This is a genomic window from Streptomyces sp. SCSIO 75703 (genome assembly GCF_036607905.1).
GTDB lineage: Bacteria > Actinomycetota > Actinomycetes > Streptomycetales > Streptomycetaceae > Streptomyces.
In genome coordinates, this window is the sequence record NZ_CP144555.1 from 3,100,124 (window position 1) to 3,122,283 (window position 22,160).

19 protein-coding genes are annotated in these 22,160 nt (G+C 76.0%); 7 read left to right on the forward strand and 12 right to left on the reverse strand.

What is annotated here, in order from left to right:
- Window positions 1–19: 19 nt before the first annotated feature.
- The 6 genes from VM636_RS13455 to VM636_RS13480 all read right to left on the reverse strand — a co-directional run bounded on the left by VM636_RS13455 (window position 20) and on the right by VM636_RS13480 (window position 6,375).
- The gene (locus VM636_RS13455; protein WP_078856128.1) at window positions 20–652 is read right to left on the reverse strand and encodes a hypothetical protein; all 633 of its coding nucleotides are present in this window, start codon (window positions 650–652) and stop codon (window positions 20–22) included.
- 309 nt (window positions 653–961) lie between these two features.
- Window positions 962–1,759, reverse strand: a complete 798-nt coding sequence (locus VM636_RS13460; protein ID WP_030421954.1) for a type III pantothenate kinase — start codon at window positions 1,757–1,759, stop codon at window positions 962–964.
- A 5-nt stretch (window positions 1,760–1,764) separates the two neighbouring features.
- Window positions 1,765–2,745, reverse strand: coding sequence for a carboxylating nicotinate-nucleotide diphosphorylase (nadC, locus tag VM636_RS13465; protein WP_030421953.1), 981 nt, complete (start codon window positions 2,743–2,745; stop codon window positions 1,765–1,767).
- Between the two features lie 5 nt (window positions 2,746–2,750).
- On the reverse strand, window positions 2,751–4,472 hold the full coding sequence (locus VM636_RS13470) for an L-aspartate oxidase (protein WP_053914517.1): 1,722 nt from the start codon (window positions 4,470–4,472) through the stop codon (window positions 2,751–2,753).
- Window positions 4,469–5,458: a pantoate--beta-alanine ligase gene (gene panC, locus VM636_RS13475; RefSeq protein ID WP_030421951.1), complete on the reverse strand. Its 990-nt coding sequence runs from the start codon at window positions 5,456–5,458 to the stop codon at window positions 4,469–4,471. The genes VM636_RS13470 and panC overlap by 4 nt, the downstream gene beginning before the upstream one ends.
- Window positions 5,455–6,375, reverse strand: a complete 921-nt coding sequence (locus tag VM636_RS13480) for a DUF2520 domain-containing protein (protein WP_030421950.1) — start codon at window positions 6,373–6,375, stop codon at window positions 5,455–5,457. Before VM636_RS13480 ends, panC begins: the two co-directional genes overlap by 4 nt.
- Before the next feature lie 209 nt (window positions 6,376–6,584).
- On the opposite strand from VM636_RS13480, the gene VM636_RS13485 reads away from it, so the two are divergent.
- The 3 genes from VM636_RS13485 to VM636_RS13495 are packed head-to-tail and all read left to right on the forward strand — an operon-like array spanning window position 6,585 to window position 9,081.
- A complete protein-coding gene (locus VM636_RS13485; protein ID WP_053914563.1) occupies window positions 6,585–7,778 on the forward strand; it encodes a beta-eliminating lyase-related protein in 1,194 nt (397 codons plus the stop codon).
- Between the two features lie 20 nt (window positions 7,779–7,798).
- Window positions 7,799–7,978, forward strand: a complete 180-nt coding sequence (locus tag VM636_RS13490; RefSeq protein WP_030421948.1) for a hypothetical protein — start codon at window positions 7,799–7,801, stop codon at window positions 7,976–7,978.
- Window positions 7,975–9,081, forward strand: coding sequence for a DUF5937 family protein (locus tag VM636_RS13495; RefSeq protein WP_030421947.1), 1,107 nt, complete (start codon window positions 7,975–7,977; stop codon window positions 9,079–9,081). The genes VM636_RS13490 and VM636_RS13495 overlap by 4 nt, the downstream gene beginning before the upstream one ends.
- A gap of 66 nt (window positions 9,082–9,147) precedes the next feature.
- Here the strand turns inward: VM636_RS13495 and VM636_RS13500 are convergent, their stop codons facing one another.
- Genes VM636_RS13500 through VM636_RS13510 form a run of 3 tightly spaced genes read right to left on the reverse strand, consistent with a single transcriptional unit; the run spans window position 9,148 to window position 11,753 of the window.
- A complete protein-coding gene (locus VM636_RS13500; RefSeq protein ID WP_030421946.1) occupies window positions 9,148–9,780 on the reverse strand; it encodes an AAA family ATPase in 633 nt (210 codons plus the stop codon).
- Window positions 9,781–9,820: 40 nt separating this feature from the next.
- Window positions 9,821–10,492, reverse strand: coding sequence for a response regulator transcription factor (locus VM636_RS13505; RefSeq protein ID WP_030421945.1), 672 nt, complete (start codon window positions 10,490–10,492; stop codon window positions 9,821–9,823).
- Window positions 10,493–10,550: 58 nt separating this feature from the next.
- Window positions 10,551–11,753 (reverse strand): sensor histidine kinase, encoded by a 1,203-nt coding sequence (locus VM636_RS13510; RefSeq protein ID WP_053914519.1) that lies wholly within the window; start codon window positions 11,751–11,753, stop codon window positions 10,551–10,553.
- A 356-nt stretch (window positions 11,754–12,109) separates the two neighbouring features.
- On the opposite strand from VM636_RS13510, the gene VM636_RS13515 reads away from it, so the two are divergent.
- Entirely contained in the window at window positions 12,110–13,363 is a 1,254-nt protein-coding gene (locus VM636_RS13515; protein ID WP_234340486.1) for an SAM-dependent methyltransferase, read from the forward strand.
- Here the strand turns inward: VM636_RS13515 and VM636_RS13520 are convergent.
- On the reverse strand, window positions 13,328–14,479 hold the full coding sequence (locus tag VM636_RS13520) for an NADH-quinone oxidoreductase subunit D (protein ID WP_030421942.1): 1,152 nt from the start codon (window positions 14,477–14,479) through the stop codon (window positions 13,328–13,330). The genes VM636_RS13515 and VM636_RS13520 overlap by 36 nt on opposite strands.
- Window positions 14,480–14,801: 322 nt before the next feature.
- On the opposite strand from VM636_RS13520, the gene VM636_RS13525 reads away from it, so the two are divergent.
- Both VM636_RS13525 and VM636_RS13530 read left to right on the forward strand, forming a co-directional pair.
- Complete coding sequence (locus VM636_RS13525) at window positions 14,802–15,257, forward strand: PH domain-containing protein (RefSeq protein WP_078856132.1); 456 nt, start codon at window positions 14,802–14,804, stop codon at window positions 15,255–15,257.
- 2 nt (window positions 15,258–15,259) lie between these two features.
- On the forward strand, window positions 15,260–16,588 hold the full coding sequence (locus tag VM636_RS13530) for a PH domain-containing protein (protein WP_234340487.1): 1,329 nt from the start codon (window positions 15,260–15,262) through the stop codon (window positions 16,586–16,588).
- A gap of 513 nt (window positions 16,589–17,101) precedes the next feature.
- Here VM636_RS13530 and VM636_RS13535 read toward each other — a convergent pair.
- On the reverse strand, window positions 17,102–18,400 hold the full coding sequence (locus VM636_RS13535; RefSeq protein ID WP_053914520.1) for a hypothetical protein: 1,299 nt from the start codon (window positions 18,398–18,400) through the stop codon (window positions 17,102–17,104).
- A gap of 401 nt (window positions 18,401–18,801) precedes the next feature.
- A complete protein-coding gene (locus VM636_RS13540; protein ID WP_053914521.1) occupies window positions 18,802–19,929 on the reverse strand; it encodes an alpha/beta hydrolase-fold protein in 1,128 nt (375 codons plus the stop codon).
- Between the two features lie 236 nt (window positions 19,930–20,165).
- Between VM636_RS13540 and VM636_RS13545 the strand changes: the two genes are divergently transcribed.
- Window positions 20,166–22,112, forward strand: coding sequence for a phosphatidylglycerol lysyltransferase domain-containing protein (locus tag VM636_RS13545; RefSeq protein WP_338484549.1), 1,947 nt, complete (start codon window positions 20,166–20,168; stop codon window positions 22,110–22,112).
- The last annotated feature ends 48 nt before the right edge of the window (window positions 22,113–22,160 follow it).

Sequence of the window (22,160 nt, forward strand, 5' to 3'; positions counted from 1 at the left end):
CCAGGGTAGCCAGGCCGCGTCAGCCGGCGGCGAGGTGGTGCCGCGAGCCGGGGGCGGGCGGGGCCGGCCTGGGCTTGCGGCGCGGGAAGACCTCGCCGGGGGTGGGGACCGGCCGCCGGGGCGCGGCGGGCCGCTGCGCCGGCTTCGGGGCGGGCTTCTGCGCGGGGGGCCCGGCCGGGCTCGGCGACGGCTTCCGCGCCGGGTCCCTCTCCTGCTCCGCGACGGCGGGGCGGACCGCCGTCCGGCCGCCGGGGAGGGCGTGGAGGTGGCTGCGCGCGGCGGGCAGGACGGGGGCGCAGCGGGCCAGCAGGGCGGCGGCGGTGGGGTTGCCGCGCAGCGCCCGGAGCGCGGCGAGGTCGTCCGGGCCCGGCTGGTGCCCGGCGGTCAGGGCCTCGTCGAGGAGGGCCAGGTAGCCGGTGACGGTGCCGGGGAGGGCGGCACGGTACCGGGCCAGGTCGGCCACCAGGAAGGCGCGCAGCCGGGAGCTCTCGAGCATCGCCTCGTCCAGCGACTCCGCGAGACGGAGGCAGTCCTGGACGTCCTCGGCCGAGAGGGGGCGGGGGTTCAGGGCGAGGGCGAGGGCACGGCGGAGCACACGCAGCTCCTCGGTGCCGAACGCCATGCCGCCGCGGGTTCCGTAGGGCGTGGGCATGGGGCGACGATACGCGCTAATCAGACAAACTTGGCATAACGGGCGGGTCTGTGGCGTGGCGGCCCCGTGCCCTGTCGCGCGCGGGTACGGCCAGCCGCCCGGCGTGGACAGCCGTCCGCCGGGGGCGCGACGGCGCCGGGCTTCCCCCGGCCCTCCCGGTCCCGGCAGGGCACGCCGGCGCACAGCCTCGGGCAGGCGGGCCGCCGGGGCGGCACGGGTGGGCGCGGCGGCACGGGACGACGCCCGGCTCCCGCACCCGCCCGGGGGGGCCGGGGGTGGCCGGGCGGGGCGGGTGGCCGGGTTCCCGGCTCAGAGCCGGGAGATGTTGCGTTCGTAGACCAGGCGGAGGCCGATCAGGGTCAGCCACGGCTCGTGCTCGTCGATGACGGACGCCTCCCCCAGCACCATGGGCGCGAGCCCCCCGGTGGCGATGACCGTGACGTCGTCCGGGTCCGAGGCCAGTTCGCGCGCCATGCGGCGCACCACCCCGTCGACCTGCCCGGCGAACCCGTACACGATGCCCGCCTGCATCGCCTCGACCGTGTTCTTGCCGATCACGCTGCGCGGGCGGGCCACCTCGATCTTGCGGAGCTGCGCGCCGCGCACGCCGAGCGCCTCCACGGAGATCTCGATGCCGGGGGCGATGACCCCGCCGACGTACTCCCCGCGCGCGCTGACCGCGTCGAACGTCGTCGCCGTGCCGAAGTCCACGACGATCGCCGGGCCACCGTAGAGGTCGACCGCGGCGACGGCGTTGATGATGCGGTCGGCGCCGACCTCCTTGGGGTTGTCGGTGAGGATCGGCACCCCGGTCTTGACGCCCGGCTCGACGAGGACCGCGGGGACGTCGCCGTAGTAGCGGCGGGTGACCTCGCGCAGTTCGTGCAGGACCGAGGGGACCGTCGCGCAGATGGCGATGCCGTCGATGCCGTCGCCCAGTTCCTCGCCGAGCAGCGGGTGCGCGCCCATCAGGCCCTGGAGCAGGACCGCCAGCTCGTCGGCGGTGCGGCGCGCGTCCGTGGAGATGCGCCAGTGCTCCACGACGTCCTCGCCGTCGAACAGGCCGAGGGTCGTGTGCGTGTTGCCCACGTCGATCGTCAGGAGCATGATCGCTACTCCGCTGCTCGCAGGTCCAGGCCGATGTCCAGGATCGGCGAGGAGTGGGTCAGGGCACCGACGGCCAGGTAGTCGACGCCGGTGTCGGCGTACGCCCTGGCGTTGCCGAGGGTCAGCCGGCCCGACGCCTCCAGCGCGGCCCGGCCCTCGACGACGGCCACCGCCTCCTCGCACTCGCCCGGCGTGAAGTTGTCCAGCAGGATCAGGTCCGCGCCCGCGTCCACGACCTCGCGGAGCTGGTGCAGGGTGTCGACCTCGACCTCGATCGGCACCTCCGGGAAGGACTCGCGCACCGCCCGGAACGCCTCGGCGACACCGCCCGCGGCGACCACGTGGTTGTCCTTGACCAGGGCCGCGTCCGACAGGGACATGCGGTGGTTGACGCCACCGCCGCAGCGCACCGCGTACTTCTCCAGGGCGCGCAGGCCCGGCGTGGTCTTGCGGGTGTCACGGACCCTGGCCTTGGTGCCCTCCAGGGCGTCCGCCCACGCGCGCGTGGCGGTGGCGATGCCCGACATGCGGCACAGCAGGTTGAGGGCGCTGCGCTCGGCGGTGAGCAGGTCCTGCGTCCGGGTGGTGACCGACAGGAGGCGCTGTCCGGCCTCCACCCGGTCGCCGTCCTCCACGTGCCGCTCGACCTCGAACTCGTCGGCGCAGACGACCGAGAGGACCGCCTCGGCGACCCGCAGGCCCGCGACCACGCCCGCCTCGCGGGCGGTGAAGTCGGCGGTGGCGACGGCCTCCTCGGGGATGGTGGCGACGGTCGTCACGTCCACGCCGTCGGCCAGGTCCTCCTGGAGCGCCACGTGGGCGAGGTCCTCGACCTCGACGGGGTCGAGTCCGGCCTCGGTGAGGAGAGCGGCCAGCTCAGGGTCGAGCCCGCACTCCATGTACGTCTCGTCGTCCGGGTCCGCGCCGCAGGCGCAGCCGTCTCCGCAGCCTCCGGCCGAGGCGAGGGGAAGGTCGTGGGTGTTCACTGCTGTCACTGCTCCTGGGAAGGCGGCGTCGGCTGGGTCGGGGGAAAGTCTGCGGTCTCGGTGGGGTGCACGGCGAGGGTGCGGTCCGGATTCAGGCGGACCACGACGTGGCGGCGCCAGGCCGTGTCGTCCCGGTCGGGGCGGTCCTCGCGCCAGTGGCAGCCGCGCGTCTCCTCGCGCAGCGCCGCCGCGGCGACCAGGACGCGGGCCACGCACAGCAGGTTCGTCGTCTCCCAGGCGTCGACGCCGGGCTCGGCGGTCTTGCCGTTGCCCGCCGGGGACTCCCGGGCCTCCGACTCCAGCGCGTCGAGCCGGGCGGCGGCCCGTTCCAGGGAGGCGGCGGAGCGCAGCACACCGGCGCCTTCGGTCATGATCCGCTGGAGGGCGAGGCGGGCCTCGGGGGCGAGCAGCGGGCCGGCGGGACGCCCGGGGTCCGGGGCGGGCGCGGGCACGCGCGCGTGCGGGGCGTCCCCGTCCCACCGCGCGGCGATGTCGGCGGCGATCCGCTCGGCGTAGACCAGTCCCTCCAGCAGCGAGTTGGAGGCCAGCCGGTTGGCGCCGTGCACGCCGGTGCAGGCCACCTCCCCGCACGCGTACAGCCCCGGGACGGTGGTGCGGCCGCGGGAGTCGGTGCGGACGCCGCCGGAGGCGTAGTGGGCGGCCGGGGCGACCGGGACGTACTCGGTGACCGGGTCGATGCCGTGGGCGCGGCACGCCGCGAGGATCGTCGGGAAGCGGCGCTCCCACATGTCCGCGCCGAAGTGCCGGGCGTCCAGGTACATGTGCGCGGTGCCGCGCTCCCGCATCCGGCGGGTGATGCCCTTGGCGACGACGTCCCGGGGGGCCAGCTCGGCGAGTTCGTGCCGGCCCACCATGAAGCGGGTGCCGTCCGCGTCCACCAGGTGGGCGCCCTCCCCGCGCACCGCCTCGGACACCAGGGGCTGCTGGCCCTCGGCGTCGGGGCCGAGGAAGAGCACGGTCGGGTGGAACTGGACGAACTCCAGGTCGCTGACCTCCGCGCCGGCCCGCAGCGCCAGGGCCACGCCGTCGCCGGTGGACACGGACGGGTTGGTCGTCGCGGAGAAGACCTGGCCCATGCCTCCGGTGGCGAGGACCACGGCGGGGGCGTGCACCGCGCCGACCCCGTCGTGCCGGCCCTCGCCCATGACGTGCAGGGTGACGCCCGCGGCCCGGCCGCCGGCGTCGGTGAGGAGGTCCAGGACGAGGGCGTTCTCGACGGTGCGCAGGCCCCGCGCGCGGACCGCCTCGACCAGGGCGCGGGAGATCTCCGCCCCCGTGGCGTCCCCGCCCGCGTGGGCGATGCGGCGGCGGTGGTGGCCGCCCTCGCGGGTGAGGTGCAGGGCGCCCTCGTCGGAGGCGTCGAAGTGCGCGCCGGTCTCGATGAGCCGGCGTACGGCGTCGGGGCCCTCGGTGACCAGGAGGCGGACGGCGTCCTCGTCGCACAGGCCCGCCCCGGCGACCAGGGTGTCGTCCAGGTGCTGGGCGGGCGTGTCGCCCTCGCCGAGGGCGGCGGCGATGCCGCCCTGCGCCCAGCGGGTGGAGCCGTCGTCCAGGCGGGCCTTGGTGACGACGACCGTGTCCAGCCCGGCGGCGTGGCAGCGCAGCGCGGCGGTGAGCCCGGCGACGCCGGAGCCGACGACGACCACGTCCGCCGCGACGGCCCAGCCGGGCGCGGGGGCGTGCAGGCGTATGCCCGTGCCGGTCACGAGGCGGCTCCGAAGGTGAGGGGGACGTTGTCGATCAGGCGGGTCGCCCCGACCCGGGCCGCGACGGCGAGGACGGCCTCCCCGGTGTGGTCGTCGCCGACCTCGGCGAAGTCGGCGGGGTCGACCAGCGCGAGGTAGTCGAGTTCCAGCGGCGGGTCGAGGCGGGCCGCGTCGTCCAGGACGAGCCGGGCGGCGGCGCGGACGGCCGCGGGGCTGCCGGGGGCGGCGAGGGAGACGGCGTGCGCGTCGGCAGCGGCACGGGACTCGCCGAGGGCGCTCAGGGCCTCGGCACGCGCGTGCGTGGCGGGCACCTCGCGGGCCCGCGCGCGCAGCGCCTCCTGGGCGGCGTGCCGGTCCTGGCCGGCGAAGAGCGCCTGGGAGAGGGCCAGCGCGGTACGGCGCTCCCGGGGCGAGAGGTAGCGGTTGCGGCTGGAGAGGGCGAGGCCGTCCTCCTCGCGCACGGTGGGCACTGCGACGATCTCCACGCCGAAGTTCAGGTCGCGCGCCATGCGGCGGATCAGGGCGAGCTGCTGGGCGTCCTTCTGCCCGTACAGCGCCAGGTCCGGGCGGGTGAGGTGGAGCAGCTTGGCGACGACGGTGAGCATGCCGTCGAAGTGGCCGGGGCGGGAGGCACCCTCCAGGACGGTGCCCATGGGCCCGGCGCTGATCCGGACCTGGGGGGCGCCGCCCGGGTAGACCTCCTCGGCGGAGGGCGCGAAGACGGCGTCCGCGCCCGCGCGCCCGGCGACCTCCAGGTCGGCGTCGAGGGTGCGCGGGTAGCGGTCGAGGTCCTCGCCCTCGCCGAACTGGAGCGGGTTGACGAAGACCGTGACGACCACCTCGCCGTCCGGGACGAGCGCGCGGGCCCGGCGGATCAGCGTGGCGTGGCCCTCGTGGAGGGCGCCCATCGTCATCACGACCGCCCGGCGGCCGTGCTGCACGCGCGCGTGCAGCTCCCCGGCGGTGCGCAGCAGCGTGGCGGTCATCGGGCGTCTCCCTCGGTGCCGTGGGCGAGTACGCCGAGCAGGTCCTCGGCGAGTTCGGGCCGGAGCAGGCCCTGGGCCAGCGCCCGGTCGGCGGTCGCGCGGGCCATCGCCAGGTACCCGGCGACGGTCCCGGGGGCGTGCGCGCGCAACTCCTCGACGTGCGCGGCGACGGTGCCCGCGTCCCCGCGCGCGACGGGCCCGGTCAGGGCGGCGTCGCCGGAGCGCAGGGCGTTGTCCAGGGCGGCGCCGAGCAGCGGGCCGAGCATCCGGTCGGGGGCACCGACGCCGGCCGTGCGCAGCAGGTCCATGGACTGGGCGACCAGGGTGACCAGGTGGTTGGCGCCGAGGGCGAGCGCCGCGTGGTAGAGCGGGCGCTTCTCCTCGGCGATCCACTCGGGCTCGCCGCCCATCTCGATCACCAGGGCCTCGGCGGCCAGCCGCAGTTCCTCGGGGGCGGTGACCCCGAAGGAGCAGCCGGCCAGCCGCTGCACGTCCACGGCCGTGCCGGTGAACGTCATCGCCGGGTGCAGCGCCAGCGGCAGCGCCCCGGCCCGCAGGGCGGGGTCCAGGACCCGGGCCCCGTACCGGCCGGAGGTGTGCACGAGGAGCTGGCCGGGGCGGACCGCGCCGGTCTCGGCGAGCCCGGCCACCAGCGGCGGGAGGGCGTCGTCGGGGACGGTCAGCAGGACCAGTTCGGCGTGGCGCAGCACCTCGGCGGGCGGCATGAGCGGCACGCCGGGCAGCAGTTCGGCGGCGCGCCGTCTGGAGGCGTCGGAGACCCCGGAGACGGCCACCGGGCGGTGGCCGGCGAGTCGCAGCGACGCGGCCAGGGCGGGGCCCACGCGGCCGGCGCCGACGACGCCTACGGTGAGCCGCGCGGGGCGGTCCTTGGGGTCGGGCTGTGGGGTGGTGTTCACGCGGCGGGGGCCTTCCCGTTCCAGTCCGCTCGGGGTACCGGACGATTTCTCGTCATGTTAACGCGATCGGTTCCGGGTGCGTCCGGTCGTCCACAGGCTGTGGGTCACCCCACGTCGTCCGGGCGGGCGCGGGCCCGGGGCGGTCGTCCCGGCGGGCGGCGCGGAAAACCCGTTCCGCCGGTCGTCCCGCGCGCGGGATGATCGGCCGCATGAGCGATACGGCGGAACAGGACGGCCGGCGGAACCCGGAAGCCGGCACACCCACGGAGGCGGAACGGTCCCGCCGGCTCGGCGAACGGCGGGTCGCCGCGCACCGGAGCGCCCGGCGGGTGCTGGCCGGGCCGATCCTCGGCACGACCCTGCGCGAACGCCTCGCCGTGCTGGACGGGGCCGAGGACCTGTACGACCTCGACGCGTACGCCGACCTCTACGGCGACGGCGTGGTCGGGTTCCTGGAGGAGAAGGTGGCCCGGCTCCTCGGCCACGAGGCCGCGGCCTTCTTCCCCACCGGCACCATGGCCCAGCAGGTGGCGCTGCGCTGCTGGGCGGGCCGCACCGGCGGCCCGGCCGTCGCCCTGCACGCCCTGAGCCACCCCGAGGTGCACGAACGGCACGCCTTCGGCCAGGTCAGCGGCTTGCGCCCGGTACGGATCACCAGCGCACCGCGTCAGCCGACCGCCGACGAGGTGCGGGAGCTGGGCGAGCCCTTCGGCACCCTGATGCTGGAGCTGCCGCTGCGCGACGCGGGGTTCCTCCTGCCCACCTGGCAGGAGCTGACCGCGCTGGTCGACGCCGCCCGGGAGCGCGACGCGGTGGTCCACCTCGACGGGGCCCGGCTGTGGGAGAGCACCGTCCACCTCGGCCGCCCCCTGGACGAGATCGCCGGCCTCGCGGACAGCGTCTACGTGTCCTTCTACAAGTCCCTCCGCGGCTTCGGCGGCGCCGCCCTGGCCGGCCCCCGCACCCTGGTCGAGGAGGCCAGGGCCTGGCGGCACCGCTACGGCGGCACCGTCTTCCAGCAGTTCCCCACCGCGCTCGCGGCGCTGGCCGGGCTGGAGCGGGAGCTGCCCCGGCTGCCCGCGTACGTGGCGCACGCGCGCGTGGTGGCCGCCGGGCTGCGCGAGGGGCTCGCCGCGGCCGGGGCGCCCTGGGCCCGGGTGCACCCCGGGGTGCCGCACACCCACCAGTTCCACGTCTGGCTGGCCGGCGATCCCGAGGCGGCGGCCGAGGCCGCCCTCCGGCAGGCCGAGGAGACCGGCACCCTGCTCTTCCCCCGCGCCTGGGACCCGGCCGGGCCCGGTCTGGCCGTCACCGAGGTCACGGTCGAGGCCCCCGGGCTGGAGTGGACGCGCGAGGAGGTGCGGGCGGCGGCGGTCGACTTCGCGCGCCGGGTCAGCCAGTGAGCCAGTGAGCGGGTGAGCGGATGGCGAACCGGCACGGGTGTGACGGGCCGGAGGAAGCCGCCGGGGCGGGCGGCCGGCTGACGGCCCGCGTCGACCGGGCGGCGGAGCTGTCGGCGGAGGAGCTGTCGGTGGCGGCGGTTTCGGTGGCCGAGCTGTCGGCGGCGGCGTTGTCGGTGGCGGGGTGCACCATGAGGACATGAGCGTGCGCATCGACATCACGGGGCTGCGGCCGGAGAGGATCGCCGTCGTGCCCTCGCCCCTGGCCGAGCTGGGCATGGCCCTGCACGCGCTGTCCGAGCCGGGTCACCACCCGGGCCTCCAGGGCTGGGCGACCGGGGTGACGGCGCGGCTCGACCCACACCTCGCCGACCGGATGTGCGAGGCCGACTTCCTGTGGCGGACCACGTTCTCGGACCTCTTCATGCCGTACGCCGGGATCCCCGGCCGGGACACGCTGCCCGGCGCCGGCCTCGCCGAGGAACTGGACCTCCTCGACCGGCTCTCCGACGAGCAGTTCGTCGACGCGGCCCTGGAGTTCACCTGCGCCCTGCCGTACGGCACCGGCGGGGTCTCCGCCCTCACCGACGCCTCGGTGCGCCGCCGCGCGCTGGAGCTGGCCGCCGCGCGCGGGCCGCGCCAGCTCCGTTTCGGCGAGCGGCTGCTGGCCGACCCGCCGCGGATCCGGGAGTGGCTGCGCCGCTTCGCGCTCGACTGCGACGAGGCGTTCTTCGCGCAGATCTGGGCCCGGGTGCGCCACCAGCTCGCGGCGGACGCCCGCCACAAGACCGAGCTACTGCGCCGCAAGGGCCTGGCGGAGGCGCTGGCCGCCGTGTCGCCGGCGGTGACGCTGGACGAGGCCGCCGGGCAGATCGTCGTCGACAAGCTGGGCGAGAGCCGCTCCTCGACGGGCGAGGGCGGTCTGCTGCTGGTGCCCACCAGCCTCGGCCGGCCGCACCTGCTGGTCCTGCACCGGTACGGCTGGCAGCCGGTGCTGCACTACCCGGCCGGCTCCCCCGAGCCCGACGCGCCGACCAGTGTCGAGCAGCTCACCCTGCGGATGACCGCGCTGTCCCACCCGGTGCGGATGCGGATCTGCCGCCACCTGGCGCGCAGCGCCTACACCACGGGCGAGCTGGCACAGGCGCACGGCATGACGGCGCCGGAGATATCCCGGCACCTGGGCGTGCTGAAGAAGGCGGGCCTGCTCACCACCCGCCGGCGCGGCCGGTACGTCCTGCACCAACTGGACGTCACGGTGGTGGCCCGGCTCGGCAGCGACTTCCTGGAGGGCATCCTCCGGTAGCCGGCGCCTGTCCTCCGGACCCCGCCGCGGGCCGAGGGCCCGGCTCCGGCCGCCGGGCGGCGCGGGTCAGTCGAGACGGATGTGGCGCAGGCCGACGGCGGCCTGCCGCAGCCGGGTCCGCAGCCGCCCCTCGGTGTTGGGGGCCAGGGTGAGTCCGGCGAGGACGGCGATCCGGTCGGCGGTCTTCGGGACGGTCGTGTGGTCCGTCCACAGGTGTTCGGCGAACTCCGCCTCGCGCAGCCGCTCCAGACAGTGGTCGAGCTGCGCCACCGCCCAGCTCTCCCGCCGCGCGGGCCCCTTGCGTCCCGCGGCGCGGGCGAGCAGCCGGCCGGGTCCCCGCTCGCGCAGCCGCCGCAGCACCGTCTCCCGTTCGGCGAGGAGAGTGAAGTGCCTTACGTCATGGCCCAGTTCGCGCAGTCGGCCGACCGTCTCGGCGAACTGCACCGGGTCGGTGACCGTCATGGGCGCGATCACCACGCCCTCGTGCCGGGCCAGGGCCAGGTCGAGGACCTCCACCACGCCCCGCCGCCAGGAGACCAGTTCCCGGAAGTCCCCGCGCAGCGCGGGCGGCAGGGTGCGGCGCAGTCCGAAGCCGGTGTGCTCGGGGTCGCAGACGACGCTGCCGGGCAGCCGGCGCCGTATCTCGTGTGCGGTCTGTGTCTTGCCGCCCCCGAAGGGGCCGTTGATCCACAGGAGCATGCACATGACCCTACCGACGGGGCCGGCCGCGCGGGGCCGGTCAGCCGTGTCCGCCGGCCCGCACGAGCCCGGTCTCGTAGGCGAGGACCACCACCTGCACGCGGTCGCGCAGGCCGAGCTTGGTGAGGATGCGGCCGACGTGCGTCTTCACGGTCGCCTCCGACAGGACGAGCCGGGCCGCGATCTCGCCGTTGGACAGGCCCTGCGCCACCAGCACCATCACCTCGCGCTCACGTTCGGTGAGCCGGTCCAGCTCGGCGGGGCGCGGGCGTCCGCCGGCGGCCGGCAGCATCGGCGCGAAACGGTCCAGCAGCCGGCGGGTGGTGGAGGGGGCGACCACCGCGTCGCCGCTGTGCACGGCGCGGATGGCGGCGAGGAGTTCGCCGGGCGGCACGTCCTTGAGCATGAAGCCGGAGGCCCCGGCCTTCAGCGCGGAGAAGGCGTACTCGTCGAGGTCGAACGTGGTGAGGATCAGCACCTTGGGCGCGTCGGGGTCGGCGCAGATCCGGCCGGTGGCCTCCACGCCGTCGAGCCGGGGCATGCGGACGTCCATCAGGACCACGTCGACGGCGGTCGAGCGCAGCACCTGGAGGGCTTCGGCGCCGTCGCCCGCCTCCGCCACGACCTCCATGTCCGGCTGCGCGGCGAGCACCATGCGGAACCCGGTGCGCAGCAGCACCTGGTCGTCGACGAGCATGACGCGGATCGTCATCGGGTCTCTTCCTTCCGCGGAACGGTGGGGGCTGGCCGCGCGTGGTGGGCGGGGGTGTTCAGTGTGCCGGTTTCAGCGGCAGCAGGGCGCTGACCCGGAAGCCGCCGCCGGGGCGCGGGCCCGCGTCCAGCGTGCCGCCGACCATGCCGATCCGCTCCCGCATGCCGATCAGTCCGTGCCCCTGGCCGTCGAGTCCGCCCTCCTCGTACAGCTCGTGCGGGGCGCCCTGGCCGTCGTCCTCGACGAGCAGGCCGAGCCCGTCGTCGAAGTAGACGAGGCGCACGCTCGCCCCCGCCTGGGGGCCGCCGTGCTTGCGGGTGTTGGTCAGCGCCTCCTGCACGATGCGGTAGGCGGTCAGCTCGACGCCGCTGGGCAGCTCCCGGGGGGTGCCCTCGATCTTGAAGTCGACCGGGAGGCCCGAGGTGCGGCACTGCTCGACGAGGTCCTCGATCTGCCCGACGTCGGGCTGCGGGACGTACTCGCCGGCCTCCTGGTGCTCGCCGGTGCGCAGCACGCCGAGCAGGCGGCGCATCTCCGCGAGCGCCTGGCGGCCGGTGGAGGAGATCGTCTCCAGGGCCGTGCGGGCCTGGTCGGGGGCGGCGTCGAGGACGTAGGCGGCGCCGTCGGCCTGGACCACCATCACGGAGACGTTGTGCGCGACCACGTCGTGCAGTTCGCGTGCGATGCGGGCCCGTTCGGCCGCGACCGCGACCTTGGCCTGCGCCTCGCGTTCCTTCTCCAGCCGGGCGGCGCGCTCCTCCAGTTGCGCGAAGTAGGCGCGGCGGGTGCGTATGGAGTCGCCGAGCACCCAGGCCAGGGCGAAGGGCACCGTCTGGAACACGGTGATGGCGATGTTGCCCGCGATGCCGGCCTGCTCGCTGGGCCAGCGCATCTGTGCCACGGGCGCGGCGCACAGCCCCATGGTGAGCGCGGCCCGCGAGGACCAGCGGGCCCCGGTCGCGGCCACCGTGTAGACGATCACCAGGAGGGCGAAGTCGGCGGGCATCGTGGGGACGTCCAGCACGAGCTGGGCCAGTCCGAGCACGGCGCCCAGCAGCAGCATCTTCTCCGGCAGGCGCCGGCGCAACGCGATGACCAGGCAGAGCAGCGCGGAGACCGGGACGGCCAGCGCCAGGGAGGTCGTCCCGGGAGCCTCCGGATTCGGCCCCGCGGACACCACGGCGAGCCCGAACAGGACGAGTGCCCAGAAGCAGTCGACCCCGGTCGGGTGTCGGCGGAGGAAAGCGTAGAGGCGCTGCACGTCACCCAGCGTAGGCAGGCGGGACCGGCCCGGGGGTCAACCGGAGGGCCGATCCGCGGCCTCCGCGCGTACTCCCCAAGGTGGAGGTCCCGCTTTTCTGTGCCCCTGACCGTTCCGGCTGCCGCGCGGACCGTTCCGCTTGCCGCACTAGCCTGGGGGCCCGTGGACGGGCCTGGACGGCCGGGCGACGCCGGGACGGCCGGTGGACACCTGAAGGGCCCGAAGGTCCCGGGGGGCATGCCTGGAGGCCCGGGAAGGGGAAGACACGGGGCCTGGTGGGGCCGGTGGGATGCCGTGGGCCGGTGGTCCGGTGAGACCAGTGGGCCGGTGAGATCAGTGGGAGCGATGTGAGCGATGTGAGCCCTGTGACGGACGTGGCCCCGGAGCACTCGAACGACCCGGCCGACCCCGACGCCCGGGAAGCCCCGGCGGACCCCAACGCCCCGGAAGCCCCGGCCGACCGCCCCGCCCCGGAAGCCCCGGGTGCCCGTGACGTCTCGGACACCTCAGGTGCCTCAGATGCCTCAGATGCCCCGGGCGTCTCGGGCGTCTCGGACGCCCCGGGCGTCTCGCACGTCTCCCGTCGGCGGAGCGAATGGCGGGGCTGGCGGGAGGCCACCGAGGCGGCCCTCTACGGTCCGCGCGGCTTCTACCGGCGCGCCGAGGGCCCGGCCGGCCACTTCCGTACGTCCGTGCACGCCTCCCCGCTCTTCGCCGGGGCCGTGGCCCGCCTGCTGTGCCGGGTCGACGCGGCGCTGGGCCGGCCCGCCTCCCTCGCCTTCGTGGACCTCGGCGCCGGACGCGGTGAACTGGTGACCGGCGTGCTCGCCGCGCTGCCCGCCGAGGTGGCCGCCCGCACCCGCGCCCACGCCGTCGAGATCGCCGGCCGGCCCGCCGGGCTCGCCCCCGGGATCGCGTGGGGCCCCGAGCCGCCGCCCGGCGTCACGGGGCTCCTGTTCGCCAACGAGTGGCTCGACAACGTACCCGTGGACGTCGCGGAGGTCGACGCCGAGGGGGTCGCCCGGCGGGTCCTCGTCCGCGAGGACGGCCGCGAGCGCCTGGGCGAGTCGGTGACCGGGGCCGACGCCGACTGGCTGGAGCGCTGGTGGCCGCTGCCCGGCGAGGAGGGGCTGCGGGCCGAGATCGGCCGGCCCCGGGACGCCGCCTGGGCCGCCGCCGTCGGAACGCTGGAACGCGGCCTCGCCGTGGCCGCCGACTACGCGCACACGGCCGGCTCCCGCCCGCCCCACGGCACGCTCACCGGCTTCCGGGCGGGTCGCGGCACGCCGCCGGTGCCCGACGGCTCGTGCGACCTCACCTCCCACGTCGCCCTGGACGCGTGCGCGGCGGAGGGGGCGCGGTCCGGCGCGCGGACGCTCCCGCAACGCGAGGCCCTGCGCGCCCTGGGCGTCTCGGGCGCCCGCCCGCCGCTCGCGCTGGCCACGACCGACCCGGCCGGGTACGTCCGCGCCCTGGCCGCCGCCTCCGAGGCCGCCGAGCTGACCGCGCCGGACGGGCTGGGCGGCTTCACCTGGCTGTGCCGGCCGGTGGACCTGCCCGGCGGGGTGGCGCCGCTACTTGTCGATGTCGCCGACCACGAAGAACAGTGACCCGAGGATGGCCACCATGTCCGAGACCAGCGTGCCGGGCAGCAGTTCCGTGAGCGCCTGGATGTTGTTGTACGAGGCGGAGCGCAGCTTCAGCCGGTACGGGGTCTTCTCGCCCTTGCTGACCAGGTAGTAGCCGTTGATGCCGAGCGGGTTCTCGGTCCAGGCGTACGTGTGTCCCTCGGGCGCCTTCAGCACCTTGGGGAGCCGCTGGTTGACCGGCCCCGGCGGCAGCCCGGCGAGCCGGTCCAGGCAGGCGTCGGCGAGGTCGAGCGCGTTGTGGGTCTGCTCCAGCAGGCACTCGAAACGCGCGAGGCAGTCGCCCTCCCGCCGGGTGACGACCTTCAGCGTGTCCCGCAGCTCGCCGTAGGCGAGGTACGGCTCGTCCCGGCGCAGGTCGAAGTCGACGCCCGAGGCGCGCGCGATGGGGCCGCTGACCCCGTAGGCGTGCACGGCCCCGGCGCTCAGGACGCCCACGCCCCGGGTGCGGCCCCGGAAGATCTCGTTGCCGAGCACCAGGTCGTCGAAGACGTCCATCCTCGAGCGCACGGCCCGTACGGCCTCCCGCGCGCGGCCGGTCCAGCCGGCGGGAAGGTCCTCCTTGAGGCCGCCCACGCGGTTGAACATGTAGTGCATGCGTCCGCCGGAGACCTCCTCCATGGCGTTCTGCAGCACCTCGCGCTCCCTGAAGGCGTGGAAGACCGGGGTGATGCCGCCCAGCTCCAGCGGGTAGGAGCCGAGGAACATCAGGTGGTTCAGCACCCGGTTCAGCTCCGCGAGCAGGGTGCGGATCCACACGGCCCGCTCGGGGACCTCCATGCCGAGCATCCGCTCCACGGCGAGGACCACGCCGAGTTCGTTGGAGAACGCCGAGAGCCAGTCGTGCCGGTTGGCCAGCACGATGATCTGACGGTAGTCACGGGCCTCGAAGAGCTTCTCCGCGCCGCGGTGCATGTAACCGATCACCGGCTCCGCGCGGGTGATCCGCTCGCCGTCCAGGACGAGCCGCAGCCTCAGCACTCCGTGCGTGGACGGGTGCTGGGGGCCGATGTTCAGCACCATGTCGGTGCTCTCCGCGGCGCCGCCGATACCGACCGTGGTCTCCGTCGTGGGAGTCATGTCCCCAGTCTCCCCTACGTACGCTGGCCCCATGGAGACGGGGAGCCCGCGCGAGGCGGGCACGGCGGGACCGTCCGGCGCGCCGGACGCCGGCACGCGGGAAGTGGACACACCGGGGGCGGGCATACCGGACACGCCGGGCACGCGCACGCCGGAGCGGGACACGCCCGGGGCGGAGCGGAGCACGGTGGCGGAGCGGGATGCGATGGCGGAAGAGAACGCGGGGCAGGGCGTGGACGCGGACGCGACGTCGGGGCCGGGCGGGGACTCGGGGCCGGGGCCGGGGGCGGCCCCGGGCGCCGGCGCGGACCCGGGTGGGCCGGTGTGGACCGGGCTGCCGCCGGGGCTGTTGCGGATGCGACGGCTGTTGCTGGTGGTGTGGGTGGGCCTGCTCACCCTGGCCGCGGGCGCGGTGCCGGCCCTGATCGCCGGGCCCCTGTGGGCGCTCTGCGCGCTGCCGCCGCTCGCCCTGCTGGTCTGGGGCTGGGTGATGCTCGGGCGCAACTGGCGCTCCTGGCGGTACGCAGAACGCGCCGACGACCTGCTGATCTGCCGCGGCGTGCTGTGGCACGAGGAGACCGTGGTGCCGTACGGGCGGATGCAGCTCGTCGAGGTCACCTCGGGCCCCGTCGAACGGCACTTCGGGCTGGCCAGCGTGCAGTTGCACACGGCCGCCGCCGCGTCGGACGCGACCATCCCCGGTCTCGATCCGGCCGAGGCGGAACGCCTCCGCGACCGGCTCACCGAGCTGGGCGAGGCCCGGTCGGCGGGGCTGTGACCGTGTCCCAGGAGATCCGGCCGGAGAGCGCCCCCGCCGGTGCGCACGGACGGCGCCTGCACCCCGTCACCCCGCTGCGGCGGGCCTGGGCGCCCATCGCCGTGGTCATCGGCTGGGCCGTGCACGACCCCGACCAGGTCCAGCGGCACGCGACCCGGCTGACCACCACCACGCTGGTCGCCGGTCTCGCCGTGCTCCTCCCCGCCGCCGCCCTGTACGGCTTCCTGACCTGGTGGGTCACCCGGTTCGCGGTGACGGAGACCGAACTGCGCATCCGCACCGGCCTGCTGTTCCGGCGCACCGCGCACATCCGGCTCGAACGCATCCAGGCCATCGACGTCACCCAGCCGATGCTGGCCCGGCTGCTGGGGGTCGCCAAGCTGAAACTCGACGTCATCGGCACCGAGGACCGGGACGAACTGGCCTACCTCTCCCTCGGTGAGGCGCGGGCGCTCCGAGCCGAACTGCTGGCCCTCGCCGCCGGCTTCGCGCCGGAGGAGGCCCACGAGGTCGGCGAGGCGCCCTCCCGGGAGCTGGTGCGCGTGCCGCCGCGGGTCCTCGCCCTCTCGTTGCTGCTGACCGGCGCCACCTGGGCCATGCTGATCGCCGCCACCGTCGTCCCGACGGTGCTGTGGTGGGCCACCGACAACCTGTGGACGGTCGCCGCGTCGTCGCTGCCGCTGCTGGGCGCGGCGGTCGCGAGCAGCGTGGGACGGTTCGTCGGGGAGTACGACTGGACGCTGGCCGAGTCCCCGGACGGGCTCCGTATCGACCACGGGCTGCTGGACCGCGCCCACGAGACGGTGCCGCCGGGCCGGGTGCAGGCGGTCCGGCTGGTCGAGCCGCTGTTGTGGCGCCGCCTCGGCTGGGTCCGGGTCGAACTGGACGTGGCCGGGTCGTCCAACTCCCTGCTGCTGCCCGTCGCCCCGCGTGAGATCGCCGTCTCCGTCGTCTCCCGGGTGCTGCCCGGGGCGGTCGTGCCGGGGCCGGCCCACCTGACGCCCCCGCCGCCCCGTGCCGCCCGGCGGCTGCCGGTGTGGTGGCGCGGGCACGGCCTGGCCGTCGTGGGCGGGGTGTTCGCCGCCCGGCACGGGCTGCTGAAGCGCACCCTGTCGCTGGTGCCGCACGCCAAGGTGCAGAGCGTACGGCTGACGCAGGGACCGTGGCGGCGGGCGCTGCGGCTCGCGGACGTGCACGTCGACACCGGGGCGAACACCACCGTCTCGGCCCGGCTGCGGGACGCCGCCGAGGCGGCCGACCTGCTCCACACCCAGGCCGAGCGCTCCCGCACCGGCCGCCGCGACGCCCTCCCGGACCGCTGGATGGCCTGACCGCCACGGCCCGCCGCCGGGCGCCACCGGCGGCGGGCGCGGCGGCACGGGCACCGGGCGCGGCACGGGCACCGGGCAGGATCGCCACGCCCGGTGCCCCGCCGGCTGACCACCGCGCGGGACGGGACCCACCCGGGACCCGCCGAGTGGACACCGGACGGCACGCGACCCGCCCGCGACCCGCCCGGGACCCGCCGAGTGGGCGCCGGAGGACACGGAACACGCCCGAGGACCCGCCCGGCAGCCGTACCACGGCGCGAAACACGCCCGGCGACACGCCGAACGGCCGTCGTACGACACGGCACCCGCCCGGGGCCCCGCCAGGCGGCCCCCGACCGCACGCGACACGCCCGGCCACACACCGGGCAGCCGCCCCACCGCACGGAACACGCCCGGCGACACGCCACCTCCGCCCCACCGGGGGCAGCCGACACGCCCGGGGCCGCGAACGCCTCGGCCGGCGGCAGGGCGCTCACGCGTCCCGCCGCCGGCCGAGGAAGGCGAGGAGAGGGGTCAGGAGACGGCGCTGCGCAGCCGTTCCACGTCGATACGCTCGGTCTCGTCGTGGGCGGTGAGGTCGATGACCTGGCCCACGGCGGGGGACGCGGGGGCGGCCGGCTTGAAGGCGGCCTCCGTCTCCGCCTTGTGCAGGGCGAGGGCCTCCTGCCCGACCACGTCGGCCAGGTCCTCGTTCTGGACGGACTCCAGCGCCTGCGGCGACGCCATACCGTCCCCGGCGTCCTTGGTGCCGAAGAAGTCGAACCCGCCCTCGACCCGGGGCCGCCGCGCGGAGGCCCCCGGTACGACGGCGACCGCGGTCGGCACCGTGAAGTGCCCGTCGGGCTCGCGCACCGGCCGCATCACCTGCCGCGCGGATTCCGGCGCGGCCGGCGCGGGCCGTTCCTCGGGCCCGCCCGGCATGGCGGCGGCACGCTCGTGCCCGTCGGTGCCCGCGCACTCCGCCCGGACCGTGTCGTCCCGCTCGGGTCCGGCGGCGGGCAGGCTCTCGCCACCGCCGTTCCCGTCGTCACCGCCGCCGTCGTCGTCCCGCCCGGCGGCGTCGCCGACGGCGGCCTCCCCGGCCACCCCGGACTCGGACTCGGACTCGGCCCGAGCGTCCGCCCCGGACTCCGCGTCCGCGCCGACGACGGCCTCCCCGTCCGCCGGGTCACCGAGCCGGGCCAGTGCCTCCCTCGCCCGCAGGAACAGCCGCGCGCCCTCGGGGGAGAACGCTCCCGGCCCAGACGTTGTCCCCGCCGCGCCAGGGTCCGCGCCCGGCTCCGGCCGCGCGCCCGCTGCCACGCCCGGGTCCGCCTCCTCGGGGCGCCGGGCGGCAGGCAGCGCGGGGGCCGTCGGGGCCGCCTCGATCTCCAGCAGGCGGCGGCCCTCCAGCGCGGTGGCCCGCTCGGTCTCGGCCGTGGCGTAGCGGCGGAGCAGGGAGGCGTGCTCGTTGCGCAGGCTCGCCAGTTCGGCGCGCTTGGCGCGCAGCCGCTGCTCCAGCTTGGTGCGCAGTTCGCGCGACTCCTCCAGGTCGGACTCCAGTTCGGCGAGCCGCTCGTCGAACCGCCACTCGTCGCCGGCCCGCGCGCGGACGAGGTCGGCGACCCGCTTGCCCGCCTGCGTGTCCCAGCGGCGCATGACGACCGCGCCGGTGACGGCCGTCACCGCGGCGCCCGCGGCCAGCACCCGGAGAACCGTCGTTCCGTCGAACACCCAGGGGCCGAGGGCGCAGACGATGGAGACGCCTGCGATCGCCGACGGGGGAAGCAGCCTGTGCAGAGGCGGAGAATGGCGATGACGTCCACGTGGCATGGCCAGAAACTTACCGCGCGTAGGCGAATCGTGGCGCCCCGGGTCGTAAAAACCCGGCCATCTCCGTGTGTTCACACGACAACGGCATTCCACTTGCCTACCGGACCCCGCCCGAGCCGGTTCCGTTCCGCCGCCGGCCACCCGCCCGCGTGTTTACGTTCCGCTTACCGCCGGCCCCGTCGTTCCGCCGCTCGCGCAGCCGCTCATTCCGTCTCTCGTGCCGCCCGGCCGGGAAGTGGATATATCCAAGATCATTTCTGTGAACTCCCCCTGGAACAGGCCCGAAAGAACCCGAAGCCGCCTTTCCCCGGCCCCCGGGCCCCCGGCCGCCGCCGCGCACGGCCCAGGCCCCGCCCGGCCGGCGCGCCCGCCCGCCCCCGGCCACCCCCACCCGCCTCGCCTCACCGTCGCTCCTCCCCCAGCCGTTCGCCGAGCCACCGGAGCGTCGCCGGAATCTCCCGGCGCCAGGTATGGAAGTTGTGACCGCCGCTTTCCAGGATGATCGAGGAGATTCGGGCCGCCTTCCTCTCCTTGACCCGTTCCACGAAGGCCAGCGTGTCCTTGTAGCCGGACTCTCCGGACTTGCTGCTGGTGACGAGCAGCGAACTGCCCGGACGCGGCGGCAGATTGTCCAGGCACCACCACAGATCGGCGCGGGCACGCAGTTTCCGGTCACCGTGGAAGAGGTCGCCGGTCGTGGGATCGGACGGGGCGTCGTAGTACGCGGAGAGTCCCGCCCCGGCCGAGTACACCTCCGGATGGTGCAGGGCGAGTTTGAGCGCGCAGTACCCACCGGTCGAGTTGCCGACGAGGCCCCAGCCGCCCGGCGTCCGGCTCACCCGGTAGTGCGCCCGCACCGCCTCCGGCAGGTCCACGGCGAAGAAGGACTCGGCCGCCGGACCGCCCGGCACGTCCACGCACTCGGTGTCCCGCGGCGGCGCGACCGTCGGCCGCAGCATCACCAGGACCATGGGCCCCGTCCGGCCCTCCCGGGCCAGTTCGCGCGCCGTGCGCGGGTAGTGCAGCCGGTCCACCAACGCCTCCGCGGTCCCCGGATAGCCGGTCAGGACGACGGCCACCGGGAAGGCGCGCGTGCGGTGCCGCTCCTGGAAGTACTCCGGCGGCAGGTACACGTAGGCCGGGGAGGCGAGCCCGGTGGTGCGGCCGGTGAGGGTGACCCGCTCGATCCGCCCGCCGTCCTCCGGCCGCCCGGACCCCGGGCGCACCGCCTGGGTGCCCGTCACCCTGAGGGCGCCGGGGCCGCCGGCCGAGTGGTCGACGACCACGCCCTGTCCGGTCTCCCGGCCGAAGAGGTCGGCCCAGCCCGCGTAGAAACCGAAGGCCCGGTTGGCGGCGAGGCCGACCGCGGCGAAGACCACGGCCTGGGTGGCGAGCAGCAGCGCGACTCGCCCCGCGAGGGGCCACGGCCCCGGCCCGGCCAGCCGCGGCCACCCCCACACCGTGCCGGCGAAGAGCAGCAGGCCGCACCCGGCAGCCGACGCCAGTACCGCGTCACTCGTCAGACCCATCCGTCCATCCGCCCTCGCCCGTCCCGCGCTCCGGTCCGCCCACCGCCCCTCACCGGCCGGCGAGGAGCCCCCGCACGCTTCCCGGCGGCCGTGGCCCCCGTACGCCGGACGGGGGAATGAACCTCTTTCCGCCCGGCGCCGTCCTAGAAGGCGCAATGTCGCCGACGCCCGGTAAGGGCCGGAGACACGGTCTCTCGCGGAACTGCGGTGCGATGTCTGTCAGGACAGATGAGGAAATGTCGGGTGAGGTTCCCCCGCCGTCCGGCATACGCCGGTGGTTGCGCGGTCCGCGCCCGGAGGCCGTTCCCGTCCTCGTCGGCCGGGCGTGCACCCTGGTCGGACTGCTGGACATCGCCGCCGGGGTCCTCCCCGGGTTCCGGCGGAGCCGGGTGCACGCCCTCGCCGAGGTGCTGCCGGGCGCCTTCGGCCCGTTCGCCGCGGCTCTCTCGCTCAGCGCCGGGGTGCTGCTCCTGCTGCTCGCGCACGGGCTCAAACGCCGCAAGCGGCGGGCCTGGCGGGCCGCGGTGGCCCTGCTGCCCGTCGGCGCCCTCGCCCAGTTGAGCCACCGGCACTCCCTGGCCGGCGTGCTGATCTCCCTGGCGCTGCTGGCGCCGCTGCTGCGCCACCGGAGCCAGTTCGCGGCTCTGCCCGACCCGCGCAGCCGCTGGCGGGCGCTCGCCAACTTCGCGCTGATGAGCACGGGTTCGCTGCTGCTCGGGCTCGTCATCGTCAGCGCCCACCCGCACCGCGTGGTCGGCGACCCGGGCCTGGCCGACCGGCTCACGCACGTGGTCTACGGACTGTTCGGCGTCGAGGGCCCGGTCGGCTACCGGGGCGGCACCACCTCCTGGACGGTCGCCTTCTCGCTCGGCGCGCTCGGCCTGCTCACCGCGCTCACCACGGTCTACCTGGCCTTCCGCCCCGAACACCCGGCCGCGCGCCTCACCGGCGAGGACGAGGCGCGGCTGCGCGCCCTGCTGGAACGGCACGGCGCCCGGGACTCGCTCGGCCACTTCGCCCTCCGCCGCGACAAAGCCGTCGTCTTCTCGCCCAGCGGCAAGGCCGCCGTCACCTACCGTGTGGTCAGCGGCGTGATGCTGGCCAGCGGCGACCCGATCGGGGACGTGGAGGCGTGGCCCGGCGCCATCGAGCGCTTCACGGAGATGGCCCGCGCCCACTCCTGGACCCCGGCGGTGATGGGCTGCTCGGAGACCGGCGCCGAGGTCTGGACCCGGGAGACCGGCCTCAACGCCCTCGAACTGGGCGACGAGGCCATCGTGGACGTCGCCGGCTTCTCCCTGTCGGGCCGGGCGATGCGCAACGTGCGCCAGATGGTCAACCGCATCGAACGCGCCGGGTACGAGACCCGCGTCCGGCGGGTGGCCGACCTCGGTGACGCCGAGCTGGACCGCGTCCGCCGCGCCGTCGACGCCTGGCGCGGCACCGACACCGAACGCGGCTTCTCCATGGCGCTGGGCCGCATCGGCGACCCGGCCGACGGGGACTGCCTCATCGCCACGGCGCACCTCCGGGACCCGGCCGCACCGGGCGGACGCGCCACCCAGGCCGGACCGGACGCACAGAGCGGACCGGACGCACAGGCCGCACAGGACGGCCGGGGCGGACCCGGGCGCTCAGCCGGTGGGCGGGAAGGGGCGGCGGGCGGCGTGGACGCGGGCGCGTACGGCGATCTGAAGGCGGTGCTCCACTTCGTGCCCTGGGGGCGGGACGGGGTCTCGCTGGACCTGATGCGCCGGGACCGAGCGGCCGACCCGGGCCTGAACGAGCTGTTGATCGTGGCCGCGCTGCGGGCGGCGCCGCGGCTCGGCATCGCCCGGGTCTCGCTGAACTTCGCCATGTTCCGCTCCGCCCTCGCCCGGGGCGAGAAGATCGGCGCCGGTCCGGTGCTGCGGGCCTGGCGGGGGCTGCTGGTCTTCCTCTCCCGGTGGTTCCAGATCGAGTCGCTGTACCGGTTCAACGCCAAGTTCCGGCCCCGCTGGGAGCCGCGCTTCGTCGTCTACCGGGCCTCGGCCGACCTGCCGCGCCTCGGCATCGCCGCCCTCCAGGCCGAGGGCTTCCTCGGCCTCGCGCCGCCGCTGCCCCGCTTCCTGCGCCGCCGGACGCCGCCGGGCCGCCCGTGCGCGCACACGGTGGCGGACCCGCGGGAGATCCGGGCGGCGTGAGCGGCGCCCGCCGTGCCTTCGCCGCGCGGCCCCGACCGGGCCGCGCGG

Excerpts from the sequence above, each read along its gene's own strand:
- VM636_RS13455 (WP_078856128.1), bottom strand. The coding sequence starts at position 652 with ATGCCCACGCCCTACGGAACCCGCGGCGGCATGGCGTTCGGCACCGAG.
- VM636_RS13460 (WP_030421954.1), bottom strand. The coding sequence starts at position 1,759 with ATGCTCCTGACGATCGACGTGGGCAACACGCACACGACCCTCGGCCTG.
- panC (WP_030421951.1), bottom strand. The coding sequence starts at position 5,458 with ATGACCGCCACGCTGCTGCGCACCGCCGGGGAGCTGCACGCGCGCGTG.
- VM636_RS13485 (WP_053914563.1), top strand. The coding sequence starts at position 6,585 with ATGAGCGATACGGCGGAACAGGACGGCCGGCGGAACCCGGAAGCCGGC.
- VM636_RS13490 (WP_030421948.1), top strand. The coding sequence starts at position 7,799 with ATGGCGAACCGGCACGGGTGTGACGGGCCGGAGGAAGCCGCCGGGGCG.
- VM636_RS13495 (WP_030421947.1), top strand. The coding sequence starts at position 7,975 with ATGAGCGTGCGCATCGACATCACGGGGCTGCGGCCGGAGAGGATCGCC.
- VM636_RS13500 (WP_030421946.1), bottom strand. The coding sequence starts at position 9,780 with ATGCTCCTGTGGATCAACGGCCCCTTCGGGGGCGGCAAGACACAGACC.
- VM636_RS13505 (WP_030421945.1), bottom strand. The coding sequence starts at position 10,492 with ATGACGATCCGCGTCATGCTCGTCGACGACCAGGTGCTGCTGCGCACC.
- VM636_RS13520 (WP_030421942.1), bottom strand. The coding sequence starts at position 14,479 with ATGACTCCCACGACGGAGACCACGGTCGGTATCGGCGGCGCCGCGGAG.
- VM636_RS13535 (WP_053914520.1), bottom strand. The coding sequence starts at position 18,400 with ATGCCACGTGGACGTCATCGCCATTCTCCGCCTCTGCACAGGCTGCTT.
- VM636_RS13540 (WP_053914521.1), bottom strand. The coding sequence starts at position 19,929 with ATGGGTCTGACGAGTGACGCGGTACTGGCGTCGGCTGCCGGGTGCGGC.
- VM636_RS13545 (WP_338484549.1), top strand. The coding sequence starts at position 20,166 with ATGTCGGGTGAGGTTCCCCCGCCGTCCGGCATACGCCGGTGGTTGCGC.